This window comes from Burkholderia lata, assembly GCF_902499335.1.
Lineage (GTDB): Bacteria > Pseudomonadota > Gammaproteobacteria > Burkholderiales > Burkholderiaceae > Burkholderia > Burkholderia lata_B.
Genome location: NZ_CABVQK010000009.1, coordinates 152,161 through 175,533 on the forward strand (window position 1 = coordinate 152,161; position 23,373 = coordinate 175,533).

The 23,373-nt window shown below is 67.0% G+C and carries 22 protein-coding genes; 12 read left to right on the top strand and 10 right to left on the bottom strand.

Annotated features, from left to right (window positions below; genetic code table 11):
• Positions 1–24 precede the first annotated feature (24 nt).
• Complete coding sequence (locus BCO18175_RS22865; protein ID WP_174984263.1) at positions 25–1,746, top strand: tannase/feruloyl esterase family alpha/beta hydrolase; 1,722 nt, start codon at positions 25–27, stop codon at positions 1,744–1,746.
• 71 nt (positions 1,747–1,817) lie between these two features.
• On the opposite strand, the gene BCO18175_RS22870 is transcribed toward BCO18175_RS22865, so the two are convergent.
• Positions 1,818–2,294 carry an Lrp/AsnC family transcriptional regulator gene (locus BCO18175_RS22870; protein WP_039340400.1) on the bottom strand — a complete coding sequence of 159 codons (477 nt, stop codon included), beginning with the start codon at positions 2,292–2,294 and terminating at the stop codon, positions 1,818–1,820.
• 158 nt (positions 2,295–2,452) lie between these two features.
• Between BCO18175_RS22870 and BCO18175_RS22875 the strand changes: the two genes are divergently transcribed.
• Positions 2,453–3,685 carry a diaminopropionate ammonia-lyase gene (locus BCO18175_RS22875; protein WP_174984266.1) on the top strand — a complete coding sequence of 411 codons (1,233 nt, stop codon included), beginning with the start codon at positions 2,453–2,455 and terminating at the stop codon, positions 3,683–3,685.
• Between the two features lie 49 nt (positions 3,686–3,734).
• Positions 3,735–4,922, top strand: coding sequence for a M20 aminoacylase family protein (locus BCO18175_RS22880; RefSeq protein ID WP_174984269.1), 1,188 nt, complete (start codon positions 3,735–3,737; stop codon positions 4,920–4,922).
• An 80-nt stretch (positions 4,923–5,002) separates the two neighbouring features.
• Here the strand turns inward: BCO18175_RS22880 and BCO18175_RS22885 are convergent, their stop codons facing one another.
• The 5 genes from BCO18175_RS22885 to BCO18175_RS22905 form a co-directional block, all read right to left on the bottom strand.
• Positions 5,003–6,853, bottom strand: a complete 1,851-nt coding sequence (locus BCO18175_RS22885) for an amidohydrolase (protein WP_174984271.1) — start codon at positions 6,851–6,853, stop codon at positions 5,003–5,005.
• 317 nt (positions 6,854–7,170) lie between these two features.
• Positions 7,171–7,341 carry a hypothetical protein gene (locus tag BCO18175_RS22890; protein ID WP_174984274.1) on the bottom strand — a complete coding sequence of 57 codons (171 nt, stop codon included), beginning with the start codon at positions 7,339–7,341 and terminating at the stop codon, positions 7,171–7,173.
• 121 nt (positions 7,342–7,462) lie between these two features.
• Entirely contained in the window at positions 7,463–8,821 is a 1,359-nt protein-coding gene (locus BCO18175_RS22895) for an aspartate aminotransferase family protein (protein WP_174984277.1), read from the bottom strand.
• 295 nt (positions 8,822–9,116) lie between these two features.
• A complete protein-coding gene (locus tag BCO18175_RS22900) occupies positions 9,117–9,626 on the bottom strand; it encodes a GNAT family N-acetyltransferase (RefSeq protein WP_174917893.1) in 510 nt (169 codons plus the stop codon).
• A 127-nt stretch (positions 9,627–9,753) separates the two neighbouring features.
• Positions 9,754–10,389 carry a helix-turn-helix domain-containing protein gene (locus BCO18175_RS22905; protein WP_174972851.1) on the bottom strand — a complete coding sequence of 212 codons (636 nt, stop codon included), beginning with the start codon at positions 10,387–10,389 and terminating at the stop codon, positions 9,754–9,756.
• A gap of 288 nt (positions 10,390–10,677) precedes the next feature.
• Between BCO18175_RS22905 and BCO18175_RS22910 the strand changes: the two genes are divergently transcribed.
• The 3 genes from BCO18175_RS22910 to BCO18175_RS22920 all read left to right on the top strand — a co-directional run bounded on the left by BCO18175_RS22910 (position 10,678) and on the right by BCO18175_RS22920 (position 13,811).
• Entirely contained in the window at positions 10,678–11,031 is a 354-nt protein-coding gene (locus tag BCO18175_RS22910; protein ID WP_043186509.1) for a RidA family protein, read from the top strand.
• A gap of 31 nt (positions 11,032–11,062) precedes the next feature.
• Positions 11,063–12,313, top strand: a complete 1,251-nt coding sequence (locus BCO18175_RS22915) for an NAD(P)/FAD-dependent oxidoreductase (RefSeq protein ID WP_174984280.1) — start codon at positions 11,063–11,065, stop codon at positions 12,311–12,313.
• 106 nt (positions 12,314–12,419) lie between these two features.
• Complete coding sequence (locus tag BCO18175_RS22920) at positions 12,420–13,811, top strand: amino acid permease (RefSeq protein ID WP_174984283.1); 1,392 nt, start codon at positions 12,420–12,422, stop codon at positions 13,809–13,811.
• A gap of 227 nt (positions 13,812–14,038) precedes the next feature.
• Here the strand turns inward: BCO18175_RS22920 and BCO18175_RS22925 are convergent, their stop codons facing one another.
• On the bottom strand, positions 14,039–14,686 hold the full coding sequence (locus BCO18175_RS22925) for a glycine zipper 2TM domain-containing protein (protein WP_046548769.1): 648 nt from the start codon (positions 14,684–14,686) through the stop codon (positions 14,039–14,041).
• Between the two features lie 464 nt (positions 14,687–15,150).
• Between BCO18175_RS22925 and BCO18175_RS22930 the strand changes: the two genes are divergently transcribed.
• The 3 genes from BCO18175_RS22930 (at position 15,151) to BCO18175_RS22940 (ending at position 18,160) form a co-directional block, all read left to right on the top strand.
• Positions 15,151–16,350: an amidohydrolase family protein gene (locus tag BCO18175_RS22930; RefSeq protein WP_174984286.1), complete on the top strand. Its 1,200-nt coding sequence runs from the start codon at positions 15,151–15,153 to the stop codon at positions 16,348–16,350.
• Between the two features lie 84 nt (positions 16,351–16,434).
• A complete protein-coding gene (locus tag BCO18175_RS22935; RefSeq protein ID WP_174984288.1) occupies positions 16,435–17,619 on the top strand; it encodes an amidohydrolase family protein in 1,185 nt (394 codons plus the stop codon).
• Positions 17,620–17,686: 67 nt separating this feature from the next.
• Positions 17,687–18,160, top strand: a complete 474-nt coding sequence (locus tag BCO18175_RS22940) for a nuclear transport factor 2 family protein (protein WP_174984291.1) — start codon at positions 17,687–17,689, stop codon at positions 18,158–18,160.
• Between the two features lie 113 nt (positions 18,161–18,273).
• On the opposite strand, the gene BCO18175_RS22945 is transcribed toward BCO18175_RS22940, so the two are convergent.
• The gene (locus BCO18175_RS22945) at positions 18,274–19,134 is read right to left on the bottom strand and encodes a LysR family transcriptional regulator (RefSeq protein ID WP_174984293.1); all 861 of its coding nucleotides are present in this window, start codon (positions 19,132–19,134) and stop codon (positions 18,274–18,276) included.
• A gap of 185 nt (positions 19,135–19,319) precedes the next feature.
• Between BCO18175_RS22945 and BCO18175_RS22950 the strand changes: the two genes are divergently transcribed.
• Entirely contained in the window at positions 19,320–19,994 is a 675-nt protein-coding gene (locus BCO18175_RS22950) for an ankyrin repeat domain-containing protein (protein ID WP_174984296.1), read from the top strand.
• A 3-nt stretch (positions 19,995–19,997) separates the two neighbouring features.
• Here BCO18175_RS22950 and BCO18175_RS22955 read toward each other — a convergent pair whose 3' ends face one another.
• Positions 19,998–20,687, bottom strand: coding sequence for a nucleotidyl transferase AbiEii/AbiGii toxin family protein (locus BCO18175_RS22955; RefSeq protein ID WP_174984299.1), 690 nt, complete (start codon positions 20,685–20,687; stop codon positions 19,998–20,000).
• The gene (locus BCO18175_RS22960; RefSeq protein WP_174972866.1) at positions 20,684–21,163 is read right to left on the bottom strand and encodes a helix-turn-helix domain-containing protein; all 480 of its coding nucleotides are present in this window, start codon (positions 21,161–21,163) and stop codon (positions 20,684–20,686) included. The genes BCO18175_RS22955 and BCO18175_RS22960 overlap by 4 nt, the downstream gene beginning before the upstream one ends.
• 467 nt (positions 21,164–21,630) lie before the next feature.
• Here BCO18175_RS22960 and BCO18175_RS22965 point away from each other — a divergent pair, with 467 nt between their 5' ends.
• Complete coding sequence (locus BCO18175_RS22965) at positions 21,631–22,434, top strand: ABC transporter substrate-binding protein (RefSeq protein WP_174917884.1); 804 nt, start codon at positions 21,631–21,633, stop codon at positions 22,432–22,434.
• A 31-nt stretch (positions 22,435–22,465) separates the two neighbouring features.
• Entirely contained in the window at positions 22,466–23,314 is an 849-nt protein-coding gene (locus tag BCO18175_RS22970) for a phytanoyl-CoA dioxygenase family protein (protein WP_174917883.1), read from the top strand.
• Positions 23,315–23,373: the final 59 nt, after the last annotated feature.

Here is a 23,373-nt window from a genome sequence, read left to right on the forward strand (position 1 = left end):
GCAGCCTGACGAACGGGAGATATCTTGAACGGACAATCTGCATTCCTCTGCATTGCACCGCTGACCGCCGTGCTGCTCGCCGGTTGCGGCGGCGACGATTCGGTGAACGCCGTACCGACGCACCTGAGCGCCGCGACACCGGCCGCGATGGCGCAGACCTGCGACGCGCTCGCCGCGAAGCTCGCGTATGCGAACACGTTGTTCACGTCGGTGACGACCGCGGCCGCCGGCGCGCTCACGGTGGCCGGCAAGCCGATCGCCGAGCACTGCGTGATCGAAGGGAAGATGAGCGAGCGCGTGAGCACGGTGGACGGCAAGACCTATGCGATCGGCTTCGAAATGCGCTTGCCGAAGGCGTGGAACGGCCGCTTCTTCTACCAGGCGAACGGCGGGCTCGACGGCAACGTCGTGACCGCGACCGGCGAGATCGGCGGCGGCGGGCCGCTGACCGACGCGCTGAACCAGGGCTTCGCGGTGATCAGCTCGGATTCCGGGCACAGCGCCGCGCAGAACCCGCTGTTCGGCATCGATCCGCAGGCGCGCATCGACTACGGCTACGGCGCGGTCGATGCGCTCACGCCGATGGCGAAGCAGGTGATCCGGCTCGCGTACGGCAAGGCGCCCGACCGCAGCTATTTCGAAGGCTGCTCGAACGGCGGCCGTCACGCGATGGTCACGGCGGTGCGCAACCCGGCCGACTACGACGGCATCATCGCGGGCGATCCGGGTTTTCATCTGCCGAAGGCGGCGATCGGCGAAATGTACGGCGCGCAGCAGTTCGCGAAGATCGCATCGGCGACCGGATCGAACGGGCTGCCGGATATCCGCAGCGGCTTCACCGATGCGGAGCGGCAGTTCGTCGGCGCGAAGATCGTCGAGAAGTGCGATGCGCTCGACGGCGCGGCCGACGGGATGGTGCAGGACGTCGCCGCGTGCCAGGCGCACTTCAGCGTCGAGTCGGACATCCCGACCTGCGCGAACGGCACGCGCACCGGTGCGTGCCTGACGACCGCGCAAAAGAGCGCGCTCGAGAACGTGTTCACGGGCGCACGCAACAGCGCGGGCACGGCGCTTTACGCGGGCTTTCCGTACGATCCGGGCATCGCCGGCAGCGGCTGGGCCGCGTGGAAGCAGTCGAATTCGATCACGCTCGACCCGGCCGCGATGGCGTTCACGTTCATGACGCCGCCGAAAACCGCCGCGACGCTCGCGAACCTGCCCGGTTTCGCGCTCGGCTTCGACATGGACAACGACGCGCCGGCGATCTTCGCGACCAACGGGGTGTACACGCAATCCGCGTGGTCGTTCATGACGCCGCCCGACGAGACCAACCTGTCCGCGCTGAAGGCGCGCGGTGCGAAGCTGCTCGTCTATCACGGCACGGGCGACCCGGTGTTCTCGTTCGACGATACGCGCGACTGGTATGCACGGGTCGCGCAGGCGAACGGCGGCGATGCGTCGGATTTCGCGCGCTTCTATCCGGTGCCGGGGATGAACCACTGCTCGGGCGGGCCGGCGGCCGACCAGTTCGACCTGCTGACGCCGCTCGTCGCGTGGGTCGAGCAGGGGCAGGCACCCGCTGCGGTGGTGGCTGCCGCACGCGATGCGACGAACGCGGTGCCGAATGCGGACGTGCCCGCGTCGTGGGGCGCGGGGCGCACGCGGCCGCTGTGCCCGTATCCGCAGGTGGCGCGCTACAACGGGTCGGGCGACGTGAATTCGGCGGCGAGCTTCAGTTGCCGCTGACGTAGCCGTCGATGGGAGGCGGCCGGCGTGCGCCATTGCATGCCGGCCGCCTCATGTGTGCAAACGCTCACTCACTCGCCCGGTTCGACCGGCACCTCGAGCCCGACCTTCACGCGGCTCATGCTCACCAGCGTCTTGAACCGCTTCACGTTGTTGTTCGCAAAGAACAGCTCGCGCGTGAGCGCGTTGTACTGATCCATGTTCCGCACGGCCAGGATCAGCACGAAATCCCATTCCCCCGTCACGTAGTAGCACTGCTGGATCTGCGGGCAGCGCTCGAAGGTGCGCTTCATCGCGTCGAGCTGGTCGATCTGCTCGCTTTCGACCTCGACGTTGACGACGATCGTCAGCGGATGATCGACCTTGTCCGGCGCGACCACGGCCGTGTAGCGCTCGATCACGCCATCGTCCGCGAGACGTTTCAGGCGCCGGTTCACGGCCGCGGTCGACAGGTTGACGCGTGCGCCGAGTTCGCTTTGCGGCGTTTGCGCATCGCGCTGGATTTCCATCAGCAGCTTGCGATCGAACGCATCGAGTGGGGTGGTCATGATGGCGCGTGAAGCCTCGAAAGAATGAGAAATTTTTGCGTGACGGCCACCGAATTGGCGATTTTATTGACCGGCATGCGCAATATTATTTTTCGAACCGGCGGCGCGTGCAACCCGTGCGCGCCCGACCGGAACCGACTCACGGAGTGCCGCCCGTCATGCTGATCGCCAACCCCCGCGCATCGCGCGCCGCCTATCCCCACGCGCTGCGCCGCGTGATGAACATCGCATCGGCCGACGAAAGCGGCGCGTGGCTGTCGCACTGGCCGCTCGTCGGCAACGCACGCACGCCGCTGCGCACGCTGCCGGATCTCGCCGCGCGGCTCGGCGTCGCGAGCGTCAGCGTGAAGGACGAGTCGTGCCGCTCGCCGCTCGGCAGCTTCAAGGCGCTCGGCGCGCCGATCGCGCTGGTGCGGCTCGTGAAGCGCCTGCGGCGCACGCAGGATCTCGATCCGCAAGGGCTCGTCACCGGCCGCTATGCGGCGGAGCTGGCCGACCTGACGGTGATCAGTGCGACCGACGGCAATCACGGCCGCGCGCTGGCTGCGGCCGCACGTGCGATTGGCTGCGGGTGCGTGATCGTGCTGCACGCGAACGTCGACGCCGAGCGCGAACGCGCGATCTCGGCGTACGGCGCGCGGATCGTGCGCATCGCGGGGAACTACGACGAATCGGTCGTCTGCGCGGCGCAGCTCGCGCAGGCGAACGGCTGGTATGTCGTGTCGGATACGTCGTACGACGGCTACGAGGCGATTCCGCGCGACGTAATGCAGGGCTACGGCGTGATCGCCGCCGAGGCCGCCGCACAGGCGGCGCAGGACGACGGGCGGCCGTTCACGCACGTGTTGCTGCAGGGCGGCGTGGGCGGCCTCGCCGCAGGCGTCGCGAGTTACCTGTGGGAGCGCGACGGCGTGCAGCGGCCGCACTTCATCGTGGTCGAGCCGCGCCAGGCCGACTGCCTGTACCAGAGTGCGCTGGCAGGGCGTGCGTCCAAGGCGACCGGCAGCGTCGATTCCGTGATGGCCGGGCTGGCGTGCGGCGAGGCGTCGCCGCTCGCATGGGATTTCCTCGAGATGTGCATCGACTACTTCATGCTGATCGACGATGAAGACGCGGTGCAGGCGATGCGCGGCCTCGCGGCCGGCAGCGAACGCGACGTGCCGCTCGTGGCCGGCGAATCGGGCGCGGCCGGCGTCGCGGGACTGGAAGTGCTGATGCGCGACCCGGTGCTGGCACGGCAGGTGGGGCTCGACGCGCATTCGCGCGTGCTGGCGATCAATACCGAAGGCGCGACGGCGCCGTCCGTGTACCGGAACTGCGTCGGCGAGACGGCCGATGCCGTGCTCGCGCGGCAGCGCGACTGGCTGGACCGCGCGGCAGTGGCGGCCTGAACGACATCGCGACCGATCCCGACCGACTACGACTGACGAGGCAAACGCCATGGACGCAACCGAAGAAAGCACGCTGCAGGGGCAAATGAAGACCTGGCGCCGCCACCTGCACCAGCATCCGGAAACGGGTTTCGAAGAGGTGAGTACGTCGGACTACGTCGCGCGCATCCTGACGACGCTCGGGCTCGACGTGCATCGCGGGATCGGCGGCACGGGGCTCGTCGCGAACCTGACGGCCGGCACCGGCAAGCGCGCGATCGGCATCCGTGCCGACATGGACGCGCTGAACATCGCCGAGCACGCGCCGGGCCGCGAACATGCGTCGCGCACGCCCGGCAAGATGCATGCATGCGGGCACGACGGCCACATGTCGATGGTGCTCGGCGCCGCGCAGCTGCTGGCCGAGCGCAAGGATTTCGACGGCACCGTGCGTTTCATTTTCCAGCCGGCCGAGGAGCATGGCCGCGGCGCGAAGGCGATGATGGCCGACGGGCTGTTCGAGCGCTTCCCGGTCGACGCGATCTTCGGCGCGCACAACATGCCGGGGATGCGCGCGGGCACGTTCTCGACGCGTGCCGGCGGCATCATGGCGAGCGAAGACAATTTCGTGATCCGGATCGACGGACGCGGCACGCATGCGGCGCGCCCGCACATGGGCATCGATCCGATCGTGATCGGCGCGCAGGTCGTGCTCGCGCTGCAGACGATCGTGTCGCGCAATCTCGACCCGGGCCAGCAGGCCGTGATCTCGTGCACGGAGTTCATCACCGACGGGCTGCGCAACGTGCTGCCGTCGACGGTGACGATCAAGGGCGACACGCGCAGCTATTCGCGCGACGTGCAGGCGCTGCTGGCCACGCGGATGCGCGAGATCAGCGAAGGGATCTGCCGCACGCACGGCGCGGCCTGCACGTTCGAGTACACGCACGAGTTCGCGCCGACGGTGAATTCGCCGGAATGGGTCGACACGGCCGTGCAGGCCGCGGCGCAGGTGGCGGGCGCGGAGAACGTGGACGCGAACGTCCAGCCGATGATGATCTCGGAAGACTTCGGCGCGTTCCTGCAGGCGGTGCCCGGCAATTTCGTGTTCATCGGCAACGGGGAGGCCGCCGGGCGCGGCGGCGTGCCGCTGCATAACGCGGGCTACGACTTCAACGACGAGATCCTGTCGATCGGCGCGCGGTATTTCGAGGCGGTGGCGCGGCTCGCGCTGCGCGAGCCGCGCCCCGTGCGGTGAGCGACGACCGCCGATCACCGGCTTCCGAAGCGGAACGCGTGACCGGCGATCCGGACCGCCCGGCCTCGGGGCGCTGCCGTCTATCGGGTCGCCTTGTCGGACGCCGAGTAAACCTTGCGCCCGCTGACCCAGGTTTCCAGCACCGGGATGTCGCGCAACTGATAAGGATTTCCCGGTTTGGCCAGCAGGGGATCCTGTTCCAGGATCACGAGGTCGGCCTGTTTCCCTTCCTTCAGGGAGCCGACCTGATCGTCCAGGTGGCATTGCCAGGCCGCGTCGATGGTCACCGCGCGCAGCGCTTCGGACGGGCTCAGGCATTCCGCTTCATTCAACACCGCATGCTCCGGGTCGGCTTCCATTACCCGCCCGATTGCCTGGTCCATATAGCGCAATGGCCCCAGCGGAGAGACGAAGCGATCGCTGTGCAGGCTGATGCGAAGACCTTCACGCTGCGCCGACTTGCATCGATCGAGCTTCTGCGCGCGTTCTTCGCCCAGGATGGTTTTCTGGAACGCGCGTCCCCAGTAGCCGACATGGCCGATCAGAAAGCTGGGCGAGACGGACAGACGCTTCATTGTGCGCAGGTCGTCATCGCTGAGCAGCGACGCATGCTCGATCCGGTGACGCAACTCGATCGGTGCCTTGGTGGGGTGGGGCGGGACTGACGGCGGGACCGGCAGCGGGGGCGGGACCTTGCTCAGCGCCAGCTGGTAGGCAGCCAGTACATTGGCGATGGCTTCGTCGCCATTGGCATGGGTCAGGACCGGCCATTCGGCTGCAACGACCTCCTGCATGATTTGACCCAGTGTTTCGATCGGGTTGAAGTTGAACAGACCATTCGGTCCCACGCCGGGAACGCTGTGTTGTTCGCAACACGTGTAGGGCTGGCGTTGCAGGCCGGTCAACCCCTGGTTGGAGCCGTCGGCAATCAGTTTCATGGCCCGGATGGTGAACAACTCCTCGGGCTGGCTGTCCAGTTGAGGTTTGAATTGATTCAGCCACAATTGCCGGAGGTAGCTATTGCCGAACAATGCCGCACCCACACGAACCGTCATCAATCCGGTTTTCGCCAGCGCCTGCATCAGGACGACTTCGTAAAACCCTATCCCCATTCCCAGGCCGGCATCGAACAGGGTGGTGATGCCACGCTTGTTCGCGTCATGCAGAATGTCGCGGATCTTGCTCAACAGTTCGACCGGCTTCGGCTGCGGCATGCACTTCATCACCTGGACGACTTGCGATTCGGTCAGCACGCCCTTGGTCTTGTTGTCCTCAAGCCCGGCGGCTTTCAACGCGGCGCTGTTGGCGTAGCCGAGATGCCCGGACGCATTCACCAGGAACAGGCAGATGTCCGTGCTGATTTTGTTCAGCCAATCACTGTCGATATCCAGCCATTCGCTCATCAGCGATGGATCGACGCCGATTCCGCTCACCCATTGTTCATTCAGATTCCTTGCATTCCGGACGGCATCGTTCAGCCGGGCGGTGATATAGGTTTCGCCATAATCGCGGCGCAGCCGTTGATTTTCGAAAGGTGACAGGTCGATCCAGGGTTTGGTTTCGAACACCGCGCTGGGCAGGATATGCATGTGCGGGTCGATCAGGCCGGGAAGCAAGGTCTGATTGTCCTTGAGCCCCTGCTCGCGCGCGTCGGGAAAATTTTCGCGGACGCGTCGACGCACGTCATCCAGCGTCCCGGCGGCGATGACCTTGTGGTCGGCGATACCCAGCGCGTCGACCTGCTTGCTGGTGTCTTCCGGGTCCGGATAGATATGTCCACCGTGGAAGATCACGGCTTCGGGCGCTCGATGTGCTTCCAGCAGGCTCAATTCCTTGAGCAGATCCTGCCATTCGTGTTCGCCCTGGCCAAGGGCGGTTGCGACCAAATGAGGGCTGCAGCATGCACATCCGAGCTGGTGTCGATGGAACATGATTGAATCCTTTTTGGTTTCTGATGCGTTGGATTGATTTGCTGTCCGTCGCCTATCATTTCGGAATTCGAAATATTTTGAAGAACAAGACACCGGGTATCGCCATACGGCATCGATGTGACTTGTTTCGGGAACCCCGCCCGAGCATGACGCGGACACAGCATCGACGCGATGGTGCCGAGACCATGAAGCGTCAATGCTGAATCGTATGTATAAACACGGCTTGCATACGGATCAAGATCAAAATCCTTACACGTTCTGACGGCTTGCGGGATTCACGATGGTCAACCCGAAGGTCGCGCCGGGTGGCACGCCGGCTACGTTTGGAAGATCACCCGGGTCAGGCCGTGGAGCAGCGGCTTCGGCGAGAAGATCACCCGGGTCAGGCCGTGGAGCAGCGGCTTCGGCGAGATCAATGCCCTGAAGAGCAGCAGGGACGCGCCGGCCCGAAACGGGCGCCATGCCGGCGTGCTCGTGTCGCTGTTCAAGCCCGCCGCGGCGTCGGGCGATGGCGAGCAGATCGGGCGGTAAGCGGGCCCGCGAACCGGAGGGCCCGCGGGCGACGCATGGCGCGAGCCGACGCGCGCATTCGCCCGTTGCGTCACCCCATCACACCAATTCGCCGAGACACGCGTCGAACTGCGTGACAAGCCGGTCGACATCATCGGCCGTCGTCTGCGGACACACGAGCATCATGTTGTGGAACGGCGTGATCAGCACGCCGCGATTCAGCAGGTACAGGTGCACGATGTGTTCGAGTTCGCTGTCGAGCTGCTCACCGGCGAGCGTGCCGTTGCGCGGCGGCGCGGGCGCGAATTGAAACTCGGTGCGCGCACCGATGCGCGTCACGCACCACGGCAGTTTGTGTTTCGCGATCGCCTGCTCGAGCCCCGTCGCCAGCCGCGCGGCGAGTTCGAACATGTGCGCATAGGCGGCGTCGGTCGCGACTTCGGCCAGCGTCGCGCGTGTCGCTCGCATCGCGAGCATGTTCGCGGTGAGCGTCGTGCCGATTCCCGAATGGCCGGGTGGCGCGTTCAGCTTCGCCTGCTTCGCGCGTTCGGCAAATTCCGCGCTGAACCCGTACACCGCGCACGGCACGCCGCCCGCGATCGGCTTGCCGACCACCAGCATGTCCGGCTCGAGATCGTGCGCAACCGCGTAGCCGCCCGGGCCGCTGCTGATCGTGTGCGTTTCGTCGATCACGAGCAGCGTGCCGTAGCGGCGCGTCAGTTCGCGTGCGGCTTCCCAGAAGCCAGGATCGGGCAGCACCATCCCGATGTTCGTCATCGCGGGCTCGGCGAGCACGCAGGCGACATCGCCGCCTTTCAGCGCCGCTTCGAGCGCGGCCAGGTCGTTGAATTCGACGACGCGGGTGTTCGCGAGCAGGTCATATGACTGCCCGAGCAGGCTGTCGCGCTGCACGGGGCGGCCATCGACGAGATCGACGAACACGTCGTCGACCGTGCCGTGATAGCAGCCGTTGAATACCACGATCGTATTGCGGCCGGTGGCGGCGCGTGCCCAGCGCAGCACGAAGCGGTTCGCGTCGCTCGCGCTGAGCGCGAACTGCCAGACCGGCAGCCTGAAGCGGCGCGCGAGTTCGCGTGCGACCCATGCGGCGTCCTCGCTCGGCAGCATCGTCGTGTAGCCGCGCGTGGCCTGCTCGACGAGCGCACGTGCGACGGGTTCGGGCGCGTGGCCGAACATCGCGCCGGTGTCGCCGAGGCAGAAGTCCACGTAGCGATGGCCGTCGACGTCGGTGAACGTCGCGCCACGCGCCTCCTTCACATACAGCGAGAACGGCGTCGACCAATCCTGCATCCAGTGCAACGGCACGCCGAACAGCAAATGCTCCGACGCTTCCGCGGACAGGGCGCGGGAGACCGGCATGGCTTCGGTGAACGCGCGGCGCTCGCGATCGAACAGCGCGCGGGCGCGGATGAGGTCGACTCCGTGGCGGGTAGGCAAAGGCAACTCCTGGGCTGTGAAGGTACGGAAACGATAGCGCGGGCGCCGGGGGGATGAACAGACGCGGAATTACGGAGGCGGGCTGGCGTTGGCGCGGCCGCCAGGGCGGGGCCGACGCGGGGATATTTTTTCTAAAAGTTTTTGCGCATAAACCGGCGACGGGCGGCCCGACCTGTTTTATTGCATGGAAAGTGGGTGGGCGCTCACATCGTTGGCGATGGATCCGGTGTGGACGAAGCGGGCACAAGGACGCGTCTGGCTACGTGCCGCGATGCCCGTTCGCCGCCGTATCGCGTTACGCGAGCGTCTTGATCATGTGGTGCTCGTCGTAGAAGCGGCCATCGACGAACATCGAGCGCGGTTCCGTGCCGAACCGGACAAACCCCTGCGACGCATACAGCCGCTCCGCGGTGGCGTTGACCTCGTTCACGCACAGCATCAGCTGCTTGCATTGCCATGCCTGCGCCGCGTGCGCGGTCGCGCTTTCGAGCAGCGTCTGCGCGATGCCTTGCCCGCGATAAGCGGGATCGACGAACACGCCCCAGATCGTCGCCTTGTGCGCGATCTTCACGCGCGCATCGCGGCGCACGCCGGTGATGCCGACGAGCGTATCGCCGTCGAACGCGCCGAACACGGCACGTTCGTGGGTCGGCGTGATGCGCGTCGCGAATTCGTCGACCGGCACCTGCGATTCTTCGTCGAGCGTCGGCAGGAACGAGGTGGGCGCGGTGTCGACCGCACGCAGGCGAACGGTCTGGAAATGGGCGGCGTCGGCCGCATCGAGCAGGCGAGTCGTGATCGTCATCGGGGGCGTTCCGGTTGAGGGGCGTGCATGCCGGCGCGGGCCGTTACGGCCGCGGGATGCATCGTTGTTATCGTAATAGGAATCCGGATGTCGCGCGGCGACCTTCGGCACCGCCGCGTGCTCGATTTCAGATCGCGTCGCGCGGCCGCTTTGCATCGCCGTCGACGCAGCACGCGAGCACCTCGGCATCGGTGTCGCCGACGCTCAGGTACACGTGCCCGACCGCGCTGTCGAAATAAAGGCTGTCGCCGGCGCCGAGCCGGTATGCATGGCCGTTCTCGAAGCGCAGCTCCAGCTCGCCGCTCAGCACGAACACGAACTCCTCGCCGCTGTGCCGGATGTAGTCGGCGAAGTCCGACAGCTTGCGCGCATGGATCCGCCCACGCACGGGCACCATCCGCTTGCCGGTCAGGTCGTTCGCGAGCATCCCGTATGCATAGTTCGGCGTGTCGTAGACCATCTGCTGGCCTGCCGGCGTGAACGACGGCGTCATCGCGCCGGCGGGCGCGGGGCGGCCGAACATCGTGTCGAAGTCGAGCGCGAGCGCATGCGTGAGCGCCGCGAACTTGTCGTAGGTGAGCGCGATGTCGCCGCGCTCGGCCTTCGAAATCGTCGATACCGCGATGCCGGAGCGCTCGGACAGTTGCGCAAGTGTCAGGCCGCGCGACTTGCGGGCGTCGCGCAGCCGCGCGCCGACCGTCTGGTGGTCGAGCTGCGGCGCGGCATCGGTGGGCGGCGGAACGGGAACGGTGGATTTGGGCATGCGGATACGGGGGCGCGACGTGCGCGGCGTAAATACGGGTTTTGTCGTATACGAGAATTACTTTTCTCGTATATGATAATTTTCGTCGAAATCGCCGATGGAGGGCGTGACGGTCACTCTAGCATCGGACTGCGCGAAACTCGCGCGGCCGGTGCGGCCGGCGTGAACGACACGTGTGCGTATCGGCGCGGCTCGCCCGTGCGGCGGTTGCCCGATCCGGCGCACGGCAGCGGTTTTTCCCAGTCATTTTCCCGGCCGGTCGTGGCCGGACACGCGAAGGTGCTATCCATGTCCAGTGAAATCAAACGTCTGCAGACCGGCGCGCGCATGAGCCAGGTCGTGATCGCGAACGGCTTCGTCCACCTGGCCGGCCAGGTGCCCGATACGGCCGGCGCGCCGATCGCCGTGCAGGCGACCGAAATCCTCACGCGCATCGACGCGCTGCTCGCATCGGCCGGCGTCGACAAGACGCGCGTGCTGACGGCCAACGTGTGGCTCAGCGATGCCGCGCACTTCGACGCGTTCAATGCAGTGTGGGACGCATGGGTGCCGGCCGGCCACGCGCCGACCCGCGCGTGCGTGCAGGCGTTGCTGATGAAGCCCGGTCTCGACGTCGAGATCGCCGTGACCGCGCTCGCCTGACGCTCGCGCCGCGCGCCCCGAGGAACTCCCGATGACATTCGACACGCTCGTCCTGGGTGGCGGCATGATCGGCGTGTCCGTTGCGGTTCACCTGCAACAGCGCGGCCTGTCGGTCGCGCTCGTCGACCGCAAGGCGCCCGGCAACGAGACGTCGCTCGGCAATGCCGGGCTGATCCAGCGCGAAGGCGTGTATCCGTATGCGTTCCCGCGCGGCTTCGGCACGCTGCTGAAATACGCGTGCAACCGCTCGCCCGACGTCCGCTATCACGTCGGCGCGCTGCCGAAGCTGATCCCGTTCCTGTACCGCTACTGGCGCAACTCGCATCCGGCGCGCCATGCCGAGATCGCGCGTGCTTATGCGCCGCTGATCGAACACTGCGTGACCGAGCATCGCGCGCTGATCGCAGCGTCCGGCGCCGGCGCACTGCTGCGCGAAGGCGGCTGGCTGAAGGTGTTCCGCACGGCCGCGACCCGCGATGCCGAAACGCGCGATGCCGAGCGCTGGCGGGCCGAATACGGCGTGACCTTCGACGCGCTCGATGCGGCCGCGCTGCGCGACGCGGAGCCGAACCTGAGCCGCGCGCTGGTCGGCGCGCTGCGTTATACGGGCTCCGATTCGATCAGCGATCCGAATGCACTCGTGACGGCCTATGCGCGCCACTTCGAGCAACTCGGCGGCCGCATCCTGACCGGCGACGCGCTGACGCTGTCGGCCGCGAACGGCTGGCGCGTCGATACCGCGCAAGGCCAGGTCGACGCGCGTGCGGCGGTCGTCGCGCTCGGGCCCTGGTCGGACCTGCTGTGCGAGCGGCTCGGCTACACGCTGCCGCTTGCAGTCAAGCGCGGCTATCACATGCACTACGCGGCGCAGCCGGGCGCACGGCTGAACGGCCCCGTACTCGACGCCGACAGCGGCTTCCTGATCACGCCGATGACGCGCGGCATCCGCCTGACGACCGGCGTCGAGCTCGGCTATCGCGATACGCCGCCGACGCCCACCCAGCTCGCCGCCGTCGAACCGGTCGCCCGCGAGCTGTTTCCACTCGGCGCGCGCGTCGACGGCGCGCCGTGGCTCGGCCGCCGGCCGTGCACGCCCGACATGCTGCCCGTGATCGGCGCCGCGCCGCGCCGCCGCGATCTATGGTTCGCGTTCGGGCATGCGCATCACGGCTTCACGCTCGGCCCCGTGACCGGCCGGCTGGTTGCCGACCTGATGACCGGCACGCAACCGTTCGTCGACCCGGCGCCGTATCGCGTCGAACGCTTTCTGCACGGCCGCTGAACCGGCGACCGTGCGCTGCAGCAGGGCGGCCGGCACACGACGCCGGCCGCTCCATCCAGCGGCTGGCCGATCCGGCTCGCCGCGACGATCAACGACTGGAGACAACATGCAACAGCACACGATGCGGCGCGAGCTCGGCGCGCGCCAGATCTCGTTCATGGCCCTCGGCATGGCCATCGGCGTCGGCCTGTTCCTCGGCTCGGCGTCCGCGATCAAGGCGGCCGGGCCCGGCGCGCTCGTCGCGTACCTGATCGGCGGCGCGATGATCTTCCTGATCATGCGCGCGCTCGGCGAGATGGCGGTGCACCGGCCCGTGTCCGGCTCGTTCGGTGCGTATGCGTTCGAATACGTCGGGCCGTTCGCGGGCTACGTGGTCGGGTGGAGCTACTGGCTGCTGATGGTCGGCGTCGGTGTCGCGGAAACGACCGCCATCGGCATCTATATGGGTTTCTGGTTTCCGGACGTGCCGCAGTGGCTGTGGGTCGTGTCGGCCATCGCTGCGATCTCGGCGTTCAACCTGCTCAACGTGAAGGTGTACGGCGAGCTGGAGTTCTGGTTCGCGATCGTGAAGGTCGTGACGATCGTGCTGATGATCGCGGGCGGCGCGCTGATCGTGTTCACGGGGATCGGACATGGCGGCGAGCCCGTCGGCCTGTCGAACCTGTGGCGCCACGGCGGCGTGTTTCCGCATGGCGTGCTCGGGGTCGTGAGCGCGCTGCCGATCGTCGCGTATTCGTTCGCGGGTGTCGAGATGATCGGCCTCACGGCAGGCGAGGCGCGCGAGCCGCAGAAGATGATCCCGCGCGCGATCAACTCGGTGCTGTGGCGCATCCTGATCTTCTACGTCGGCGCGCTGTTCATCATCATGGCGCTCTATCCGTGGCACGAGCTCGGCGAGCATGGCAGCCCGTTCGTGACGACGTTCGAATCGCTCGGGCTGCGGCAGGCGGCCGGCATCGTCAACTTCGTGGTCGTGACGGCCGCATTGTCGAGCTTCAACTGCATCGTGTTCAGCGGCGCGCGCATGCTGTCGAGCATGGCCGGCAACGGCCTCGCGCCCGCGTCGTTCGCGGCGCTGAGCGCCAGCGGGTCGCCGTCGCGCGCGGTGCGGGCGACCGTGCTGTTCATGTCGGTCGGCGTGGTGCTGAACTACGTGATCCCTGCACGCGTGTTCGGCTGGCTGATGTCGTTCCTGTCGTTCGACGTGGCCGTGATCTGGGCGATGATCGTGCTGACGCACATGCGGTTCCGGCGCGTGCTGGCCGCGCGCGGCGAGACGGTGGCGTTCCGCATGCCGTACGCGTCGGTCACGTCGTGGATCTGCCTGGTGTTCGTCGCGTTCGTGTTCGTGATGCTCGGCGTCGATCCGTCGACACGCGGGTCGCTGTATGCCGGCGCGGCGGTGATGGCGTTGATGGCGATCATCTACCGGCGTTCGCGGCACCTGCAGGCGGCCGCGCGGTCGACGCGTGTCGGGCTTGGCGTCGAGCGCGTGTGACGGTCATGCGCTGAGTCGCGGCTGTTGGTTCGGGGGAGTGGTCGTGCAACGGGGCGCGTGGGAGGCGGGTGCGAAGGCGCCGTGGCGGGGGCGGCGGCGCGTCATGCGCGCCGCGCCGGCACGAAGGATGAGGATGGCGTGAAGCCTGCGCGTCGTCGCGCCGGACTCGCGCCCGACGTCAAACGCACGAAGATGCGCCCGATCGCGTCAGGCGCATCGCATCGAAATCAATACCGCGCCAGCTGATTGCCGTTGATCTGCACGCGATCGCCCGGCCGCAGGTTACCCGGCGACTGCACGTCGAACGAGCGCATCGAGCCGTCGCTGACCTGTACGTCGATCCGGTAGCTGCTCGGGCCTTGCGCGGCACCCATCTGCTGGCCGATCTGGTTGCCGGCCACCGCACCGCCGAGCGCACCGATCACGGTTGCCGCATCGCGGCCGTGGCCGCGGCCGAACTGGTTGCCCACCAGGCCGCCGACCAGCGCGCCGACGACGGTGCCGGCGACACCCGACGGGCCGACCGAGCCGTTGACCGGCTGGATGTTCGAGACCGTGCCGTACTGCGTGCCGTAGCCGTTGCCGTATTGCTGCTGATTGCCGTACTGGTCATACGGCTGCGACCCGTATTGCTGCTGGTTGCCGTACTGATCGTACGGCTGCGGCGCCTGGTTCGGATACGGCTGTTGCTGCTGCACGTAGCCGGGTTGCGAGTACGCGGGCTGCGCGTAGCCGGGCGTCGCGTATTGCTGCTGCTGCGGATACCCCGGCTGCGCGCCGTAGTAACCCGGCGCGACGCAGGCGGTCAGCGGAAGCGCCGCGACGGCGACGAGCGAGGCGAACAGAACGGTCTTCGTGGAAGGCATGCGCATCATGATGGTTCCTGCATCGGCAACGGGTTCGCCGACGAAAGCCGGGACGGGTGGCGAACTCGGCGTGAGTATAAGGAATGGCCGGTGGCGCGTCCGGTGCGGCCGGGTAACAACGTGTAAAGTCTGTTGCCGCGTAAATCGCCGCCCCGGCGGGGCGCTGAAGCGGCGCCCGGCATGGGCACGAGGCAGCCTCCGGACGCCTGCTTTCCGGTGATGCCGACGCGGCTCGGCCCTCGGTTTTTCCCCCGTTTTCCCCGCGATCCCGCCCCATCGCCGTGCCATGTCCCGCGGCCGCGCGTGCCGCGCATCGCGAAATCGAATGCGCGGCATCGCGACTTTTAATTGGCCTCGGGCGGTGGCGTCCGATATCGTGGCCGGATTCCCTGCCAACGGTCGCACCGTGCCGGCTGCGGTTCCTTCCCCTGTCCGCGCCGGTGTCGCGCCGCGACCGCCCCACATTCCGAGCCATGACCGATCGTATCTTCATCAACGCCGTCGACGCCGGCGGCCAGCCCACCAATCTCGTCGTCCGTGACGGCCGCTTTACCGCGATCGGCGCCGATTGCGCCGCCGCGCCCGGCGCGGAAACGATCGACCTCGACGGCCGCGTCGTGCTGCCCGGCTTCGTCGATGGCCACATCCACCTCGACAAGAGTTTCGTCGGCGATCGCTGGGTGCCGCACGAACCGGTCGGCACGCTGCGCGAGCGGCTCGCGGTCGAAAAGCGCCAGCTCGCGGCCGCGCCGCCGATCGTCGAACGCGCGAATACGCTGATCGCGCAGGCCGCCGCATTCGGCACGGTCGCGATGCGCAGCCATGTGGACGTCGATGCGACGACGGGCCTGTCGAACCTGCAGGCCGTGATGGCCGCGCGCGAGCAATGGCGCGGGATCGTCGATATCGAACTCGTCGCGTTCCCGCAGGCCGGCGTCGTCACGTGCCCGGGTACCGCCGAGATCCTCGACGCAGCCGTGCGCGAAGGCGCGGACGTGGTCGGCGGGATCGACCCGACGACGCTCGACGGCGATGCGGACGGCCAGCTCGACATCGTGTTCGGCATCGCCGAGAAGCGCGGCGCGAAGATCGACATCCACCTGCACGAGCCGGGTGAAACGGGCATCGCGCAACTGCTGCGGATCGCGGCGCGCACGCGCGCGGCGGGGCTCGGCGGCCGCGTGAACGTGAGCCACGCGTACGCGCTCGGCCAGGTGAGCGATGACGACGTGCAGCGCACCGCGGCGGCACTGGCCGAAGCCGGCGTGTCGATCCTGACGAATGCGCCGGGCGACTGCGCGTTTCCGCCGGTACAGCTGCTGCGCGATGCGGGCGTGCACGTGTTCGCGGGCAACGACAACATCCGCGACGCTTGGTGGCCGTACGGCAACGGCGACATGCTGCAGCGCGCGATGATGGTCGGCTATCGGTCGGGCTTCTACACCGACGAAGCACTCGGCATCGCGCTGGACATGGCGACGCACGCCGGCGCGCGCGTGATCGGCAAGGATAACTATGGAATCGCGGTCGGCTGCGAAGCGACGTTCGTCGCGGTGCGTGCGCCGAATGCGGCGGCGGCCGTCGCGGGCGTGCCGGCCGAGCGCTGGGTGTTCCGTCGCGGCGAAAGCGACACGGGCGCGCCGTTCGCCCCCGCGCTTCGCTTCATGCGCTGACCGACCTGACCGGCGGCACGGCACTTGCCGTGCCCCCTTCGCACCGACTGACTGACCGCACTGACCGACCACACCGGAACCGACATGACGAACCTGCTGATCCGCAACGTCCGCCCGAGCGCCGACGCCGCGCTCGACATCCTGATCGAAGGCGATCGCATCGCGCGCATCGGCCCGTCGCTCGACGCGCCCGCCGGCTGCGCGATCGAGGACGGCGCGGGCGCGCTTGCATTGCCCGGCCTCGTCGAAGGCCACACGCACCTCGACAAGACGCACTGGGGGATGCCGTGGTATCGCAACCAGGTCGGGCCGCGCCTCGTCGACCGGATCGAGAACGAACGCCACTATCGCGCGACGAGCGGCCATGACGCCGGTGCCGCGTCGCTCGCACTGGCGCGCGCGTTCCTCGCGGCCGGCACGACGCGCATCCGCACGCACGTCGACATCGATACCGAAGCCGGGCTGCGGCATCTGCACGGCGTGCTCGCGACGCGCGAGACGCTGCGCGGGCAGGTCGAGATCCAGATCGTCGCGTTTCCGCAATCGGGCGTGCTCAAGCGGCCGGACACCGACGCACTGCTGTCCGAAGCCCTTGCCGCCGGTGCCGATCTGCTCGGCGGGCTCGACCCGTGCGCGATCGAAGGCGATCCGGTCGAGGCGGTGGACGTGCTGTTCGCGATCGCCGAGCGCCACGGCCGCGGGCTCGACCTTCATCTGCACGAGCGCGGATCGATGGGCGCGTACTCGCTCGACCTGATCCTGCAGCGTACGGCCGCGCACGGCATGCAGGGCAAGGTGACGATCAGCCACGGGTTCTGTCTCGGCGATATCGCCGAACGCGAGCGCGATGCGCTGCTCGCGCGGATGGCCGAACTCGGCGTGGGACTCGTCACGACCGCGCCGGCGGCGGTGCCCGTGCCGCCGGTGGCCGCGTGCCGCGCGGCGGGCGTGACGGTCATCGGCGGCAACGACGGCGTGCGCGACACGTGGACGCCGTACGGGTCGCCCGACATGCTCGAACGCGCGATGCTGATCGGCATGCGCAACGATTTCCGCCGTGACGATGCGCTCGAAATCGCGCTCGACTGCGTGACGCACAGCGCGGCGCGCGGTTGCGGCTTCGACGCTTACGGGCTGCAGCCGGGCAGCCGCGCGGACGTCGTGCTCGTCGATGCGCTGACGTTCGCCGAGGCTGTCGTCGCGCGGCCGGTGCGGCGGCTCGTCGTGTCGTCGGGGAAGATCGTTGCGCGTAACGGTGCGCTGGTCTGAGTGAAGCGTGAGCACAGCGTCGCCCCGGTATGATCCGGTTTTCAGCGGGATTTCCCGGGAGACGACGATGCGATGCACGACAGCGGCACGAGCCGCACGATGGATGGCGGCGGCCCTGTTCGCCGTGAGCGCCGCGCATGCGGTGGCGGCCGGCCCGACGGACTCGCAGCAGGAAGCCAACCGGCGGACGGTGCTCGCGTTCTACGAAAAAGGCCTGAACGAGAAGGATGCGGACGCCGCACTCGCGTATGTCGGCGATCGCTACGTGCAGCACAACCCGAACGCGGCTGACGGCCGCGACGGCTTCCGCAAGTTCGTCGCATTCCTGCGCGACAAATATCCGCAGTCGCACAGCGAGATCAAGCGTTCGTTCGTCGACGGCGACTACGTGATCCTGCACGTGCACGCGGTGCGCGAACCCGGCACGCGCGGCAGCGCGATCATGGACATCTTCAAGCTCGAGAACGGCAAGATCGTCGAGCACTGGGACGTGAATCAACCCGTGCCCGAGCAGGCCGCGAACGGCAACACGATGTTCTGACGAGTAGCAGGCGCGCGGGCGTGTCGATGCGCCCGCGGTCTCGTTGCATCGGCCGTGCCGGTAGCGCCGCTTCCGCGGTGTCCTTCACGTTGCCGCTGCTCCCAGCCTTCTTGCTACTCCTCGAGCTCCAGCATCGTCGCGAGCGCCTTCGTCAGTTCGCTGACCATCGGGTCGGCCGTCGGCCGATGCAGGATCGCGATGTCCATGTGCTCGATCGGCGCGAAACCCTGCTTCGCGGTCAGCACGATGTGCTCGTCCGTCACCACGCGCGCCGGGAGCACGCTGATGCCGAGCCCGTCTGCCACGGCGGCCTGGATGCCGCTCAGGCTCGACGTCGTGAAGCTGATCCGCCAGCGGCGGCCGCGCTCCTCGATCGCCTTGATCATGTCGTCGCGATAAAGCCCGCGCGGCGGGAATACGACGATCGGCACCGGGTCGAGATCGATCGTCGGATGCTTCGCGCTGTCGATCCAGCGCAGCTTCTCGGGCCAGCGCACGACGGCTTCGCGGCTGTCGCGCCGCTGCTTGATCAGCACGAGGTCGAGCTCGCCGCGGTCGTACGCGGCGCTGATGTCGCGGCTCAGCCCGCACATCACTTCGAGCTTCACCTGCGGATGCGCGCGCTTGAACGCCGCGAGCGCATGCGTCGTGCGGCCCGCCGCGAAATCGTCGGGCACGCCGAGCCGGATCGTCAGCGCGACCGTGGCGCCCGACAGTGCTTCCAGCATCTCGTCGTTCAGCGCGATCATGCGCCGCGCATAGCTGAGCACCGTCACGCCCGCGTCGGTCGGCCGCACGTCGCGCGTGCCGCGGTCGAGCAGGCGGTGCCCGGCGATTTCCTCGAGCCGGCGCACCTTCTGGCTGACCGTCGACTGCGTCGAATGCAGGCGCGCGGAGGCCGTCGTGAAGCTGCCGCAGTCGGCGACCATCACGAGCGCGCGCAGCAGGTCGAGGTCGAACAGGGGTCTATTCATTTCTGCACTTTTGCGGATTCGAACATTTCATTTCCAAATGCGTGCGACGACTTTTAACATGGCCTGACGCCGCGGGCAATCGCGGTTTCGCCGGATCCGGCGCGGCGTTGCGCCACACCGCCAGGACGTCTGACGCATTGCATCGGCCGCGCTTCGGTGCGCGCGGCACGCAAGGAGGAAACGGGATGTTTTTCAAGTGGATCGCGATCATCGGCTCGTTTGCGTTGACCACGCTCACGTCCGCGGTGGCCGCCGCCGACGGCGGCGCGCTCGAAGGCCGGCTGCGCAGCGCGGCCGATCGCGGCGATGCGGGCGAAGTGCGCACGCTGCTCGAGCGCGGCGCGCAGATCGATTCACGCGACGGGCAGGGCCGCACGGCGCTCTTGATCGCGACGCACGGCAATCATGTCGATGCGGCGCGCGTGCTGATCGACGCGGGCGCGGACGTCAACGCGAAGGATGCGATCCAGGACAGCCCGTACCTGTATGCCGGTGCGCGCGGCTATCTCGGCATCCTGCAGATGACGCTCGCGCATGGCGCCGACCTGCGCAGCACGAACCGGTATCGCGGCACCGCGCTGATTCCGGCGGCGGAGCGCGGCCATGTGGATACGGTGCGCACGTTGATCGATGTGGGGGTGAACATCAACCATGTAAACCGGCTCGGCTGGACCGCGCTGCTGGAGGCGATCATGCTCGGCGACGGCAGCGAGCGGTATGTGCGGATCGTACAGCTGCTCGTGAACGGGCACGCGAACGTCAATCTGGCGGATTCCAACGGCGAGACGCCTCTGCAGCATGCGCGGCAGCGCGGGTATGGGGCGATCGAGCGGGTGCTGGCGGCGGCGGGGGCGCGGTAGGGGTCATCGGCGGCGTGATTTTTGTTCGGGCGTGCCGCCGGGAAGCTTCTGCAGGAATGCTTCGGCCAGTTCGACGCAATAGTCGAACGACGGCGTGTAGCCGAGTGTCCGGATGTGGTCGAAGCGTGGCTGTACGAACGCACGATGCTCCTTGAGCAAACGCAGAAACGTATCGCGATGCCGGACGAGGAATGCACCGGCTCCCATCAGGTTCTCTGGTTCCCGCTCGATGACCAGGCACAGATCGAACAGGTCCCGCGCGGTCGGTCGATCGCCACGGTGCCACATTTTCTTGGCGACGATCTCCGCGGAAGTCTCGACCTTGACGACGTGATCCATCAGTGTCCATTCGTCGTAGCCGGGAGCCGTCAGATTCCGGGAGACCACGAAATCGACTTCGCCGTCTGGCAGCACGAGCTTCACGAACCCGGCGTGTTCCTCGTAGTTTGTCGTGATGTCGGATGCGGCGTCGCTGATGCGGGGATTCACGTACCCGAGATACTGCGGATCGGGTACGAAGATGTCGACATCCTTGCTGACGCGATGGCCGTGGCGCAGCATCAGGACCGTGCCACCACCAAAAGTCCAGAACGGATTCGACGTGCCGTGCTTCCGTATCTCGTCGACCAGCGTCAGCGCGTGACGGAAAAGACCTTGCCATGGGCCGTCAGGCAAGGGGGATGGTGCAGTCATGCCCATACCTCCCGGTACAGATGAAGATCCTTCGACCATGCGGCTAGGTTTTTCCAGATGGCCCGAAGCGGGGTGCCCGAGCGCTCGGAGGCTTCCTCGGCCGCCTTTACCACGACAGGCAGCGGCACCTCGTCGAGGATGACGGAGAACTGCGATTCGTATCCGTCCGGAATCCGTCCGGTAGCAAGCGCGTCGGCTAACAGTCGTTCGGTCAATTCACCCTGATAGCTAACGTTTGAACTCACGACGGCCTTGTAGAGACCGTTTTGCGGCTGCCGCGGTAGCGCCAGGAGTTCAATGCCGAGCACGCTGAGCAACGGGATCAGCTTGTTGATGCCGAGATCCTTGACCTTGCCGGTTTCGAGCTGGTTCACGGTGAGGCGAGACAAGCCGGCGAGCTTTGCAAGTTGGGCCTGCGTGAGGTCGAGTTCCGCCCGCCGTTTCGCGACGGCTTGACCAATTTCATAGAGTTGCATGGCGACCTCCCGGCAGGGTACAGCGATCTAGAATGTAAGGTATATCTTACATCTCGGGATAAGCTTTCGTCCTTGGAAAATTCCATCGTGGTATAGGGCGCATCGCCCGTAACGTTGGAAAAATATGGGCCGAGACCGTGCTGCGATCGCCAGTATAGACATCGTCATCCCACGGATATCCGGAAAAACACGTCCTGTGGCGGGCGTGCATCGCGCAGGGTAAACACCTCAAATAGGCCAGAAACCCCCCACCAGACAGTCATTCTGCAAGCGCCACCCCGTGCTTCTTTCCCAATCCAAGTCTCCGCCCGCCCTCCACCCACCCCGCCCCCGCTTCCCCCGCTTGCGCTCAAAAATTGAGCGGTCTAGACTGCAACGCAGTTTCATCGAAGTCCCTGTCTTTCGCGCACCGCTCCCCACCGGACGCCGGCGTTCGCCCGCCGCGTCGAGACTCTCAAGGACATGCCATGAACCGCACTGCAAAGCTCCTCGTTACCGCGCTGGCGTTCGCGCCGCTCGTGTCGTTCGCGCAGGACGCGTCGACGATCCGCTGGGGCATCGACCCCACGTATCCGCCGTTCGAGGCGAAGCAGCCGGACGGCTCGCTCGCCGGCTTCGACATCGACCTGCGCAATGCGATCTGCGAGCAGCTGCATGCGAAGTGCGTGTGGGTCGAGCAGGGCTTCGACGGGATGATTCCGGCGCTGCGCGCGCGCAAGTTCGACGTGATCATGTCCGCGATGACGGCTACCGACGAGCGCCTCAAGCAGATCGACTTCTCGAACAAGCTGTATGCGTCGCCGGGCGCGCTCGTCGCGCCGGTCGGCTCGACGCTGCTGCCGACCGCCGCGTCGCTCGCGGGCAAGCGCATCGGGATCGACCAGGGCACGACGCAGGAGGCGTACGCGAAGGCCGAATGGGCGACCAAGGGCGTGACGATCGTCTCGTACCAGAACCAGGACCAGGTGTACCAGGATCTCGTCAACGGCCGCCTCGACGCGACCTTCCAGGACAAGACGCAGGCCGGCTACTCGTTCCTGAAGACCCCGCGCGGTAAGGGCTACGCGTTCGCCGGCCCCGACGTGACCGACGTGCGGATCACCGGCTACGGCGTCGCGATGGGCGTGCGCAAGGGCGACGAAGCGATGAAGAAGCGACTGAACGACGCGATCGTCGCGATCCGCGCGAACGGCACATACCAGAAGATCGCCGCGAAATATTTCGACTTCGACATCTACGGCGCGAAGCAACAGCTGACTTCCGCACCGTGATTCCGTGATTCATTCCATCGACAGGCACACCATGACGAGTATCCAGGATCGCGTCGCGCAAGCCGTGACGCCCGAACTGATCGCCGCGTTCCGCGAAGAAGGGGCGGTCTGCATCAAGGGCATCTTCTCGCCCGACGAAGTCGCCGCGCTGCGCGCCGGCATCGACACGAATCTCGCGCAGCCCAGCGAGCGCGCGAAAGTCGCGAGCCGGCCCGACGATCCGGGCTGGTTCTTCGAGGATTTCTGCAACTGGCAGCACAACGACGCGTATCGCGACTTCATCGTGCGCTCGCCGGCGCCGTCGGTCGCCGCCGCGCTGATGGGCACCGAGCACGTGCGGCTGCATCACGACCACCTGCTCGTGAAGGAACCCGGCACGCGGCAGCGCACGCCGTGGCACCAGGACCAGCCGTACTACAACATCGAAGGCGACGACAACGTCAGCATGTGGATCCCGGTCGATCCGGTGCCGCTCGAATCGACGCTGGAATTCGTCGCGGGCTCGCATCTCGGGCCGTGGCTGATGCCGCGCACGTTCATGGACAAGGAGGCGAAATGGTTTCCGGAAGGCAGCCTGGCTGACTTGCCCGACATCGAAGGCGATCGCGCGGCGTTTCCGATCCGCCACTGGGCGCTCGAGCCCGGCGACATGGTGTGCTTCCGGATGCTCACGCTGCATGCGTCGGGCGGTACGCAGAATCGCCGCCGCGCGTTCTCGATCCGCTTCGTCGGCGACGATATCCGTCACGCGCCGCGCCGCTGGAAGACGTCGCCCGATTTCCCCGGGCTCGCGGAGCAACTGCCCGACGGCGCGCCGCTCGATCACCCGCTGTTTCCGGTCGTGTGGTCGCGTGGCGCGGGGCAGGCCGGCGCGATCTGACAGCCGTATGCAACGAGCAAGGCGGCCGTTTCGTGGCGAAGCGGCCGCCTTGCGCTTTC

Coding starts and splice junctions, on each gene's coding strand:
- BCO18175_RS22950 (WP_174984296.1), top strand. CDS start 19,320: ATGTTTTTCAAGTGGATCGCGATCATCGGCTCGTTTGCGTTGACCACG.
- BCO18175_RS22905 (WP_174972851.1), bottom strand. CDS start 10,389: ATGCCCAAATCCACCGTTCCCGTTCCGCCGCCCACCGATGCCGCGCCG.
- BCO18175_RS22955 (WP_174984299.1), bottom strand. CDS start 20,687: ATGACTGCACCATCCCCCTTGCCTGACGGCCCATGGCAAGGTCTTTTC.
- BCO18175_RS22880 (WP_174984269.1), top strand. CDS start 3,735: ATGGACGCAACCGAAGAAAGCACGCTGCAGGGGCAAATGAAGACCTGG.
- BCO18175_RS22960 (WP_174972866.1), bottom strand. CDS start 21,163: ATGCAACTCTATGAAATTGGTCAAGCCGTCGCGAAACGGCGGGCGGAA.
- BCO18175_RS22965 (WP_174917884.1), top strand. CDS start 21,631: ATGAACCGCACTGCAAAGCTCCTCGTTACCGCGCTGGCGTTCGCGCCG.
- BCO18175_RS22885 (WP_174984271.1), bottom strand. CDS start 6,853: ATGTTCCATCGACACCAGCTCGGATGTGCATGCTGCAGCCCTCATTTG.
- BCO18175_RS22875 (WP_174984266.1), top strand. CDS start 2,453: ATGCTGATCGCCAACCCCCGCGCATCGCGCGCCGCCTATCCCCACGCG.
- BCO18175_RS22920 (WP_174984283.1), top strand. CDS start 12,420: ATGCAACAGCACACGATGCGGCGCGAGCTCGGCGCGCGCCAGATCTCG.
- BCO18175_RS22970 (WP_174917883.1), top strand. CDS start 22,466: ATGACGAGTATCCAGGATCGCGTCGCGCAAGCCGTGACGCCCGAACTG.
- BCO18175_RS22930 (WP_174984286.1), top strand. CDS start 15,151: ATGACCGATCGTATCTTCATCAACGCCGTCGACGCCGGCGGCCAGCCC.
- BCO18175_RS22935 (WP_174984288.1), top strand. CDS start 16,435: ATGACGAACCTGCTGATCCGCAACGTCCGCCCGAGCGCCGACGCCGCG.
- BCO18175_RS22940 (WP_174984291.1), top strand. CDS start 17,687: ATGCGATGCACGACAGCGGCACGAGCCGCACGATGGATGGCGGCGGCC.
- BCO18175_RS22900 (WP_174917893.1), bottom strand. CDS start 9,626: ATGACGATCACGACTCGCCTGCTCGATGCGGCCGACGCCGCCCATTTC.
- BCO18175_RS22925 (WP_046548769.1), bottom strand. CDS start 14,686: ATGATGCGCATGCCTTCCACGAAGACCGTTCTGTTCGCCTCGCTCGTC.
- BCO18175_RS22915 (WP_174984280.1), top strand. CDS start 11,063: ATGACATTCGACACGCTCGTCCTGGGTGGCGGCATGATCGGCGTGTCC.
- BCO18175_RS22945 (WP_174984293.1), bottom strand. CDS start 19,134: ATGAATAGACCCCTGTTCGACCTCGACCTGCTGCGCGCGCTCGTGATG.
- BCO18175_RS22870 (WP_039340400.1), bottom strand. CDS start 2,294: ATGACCACCCCACTCGATGCGTTCGATCGCAAGCTGCTGATGGAAATC.
- BCO18175_RS22910 (WP_043186509.1), top strand. CDS start 10,678: ATGTCCAGTGAAATCAAACGTCTGCAGACCGGCGCGCGCATGAGCCAG.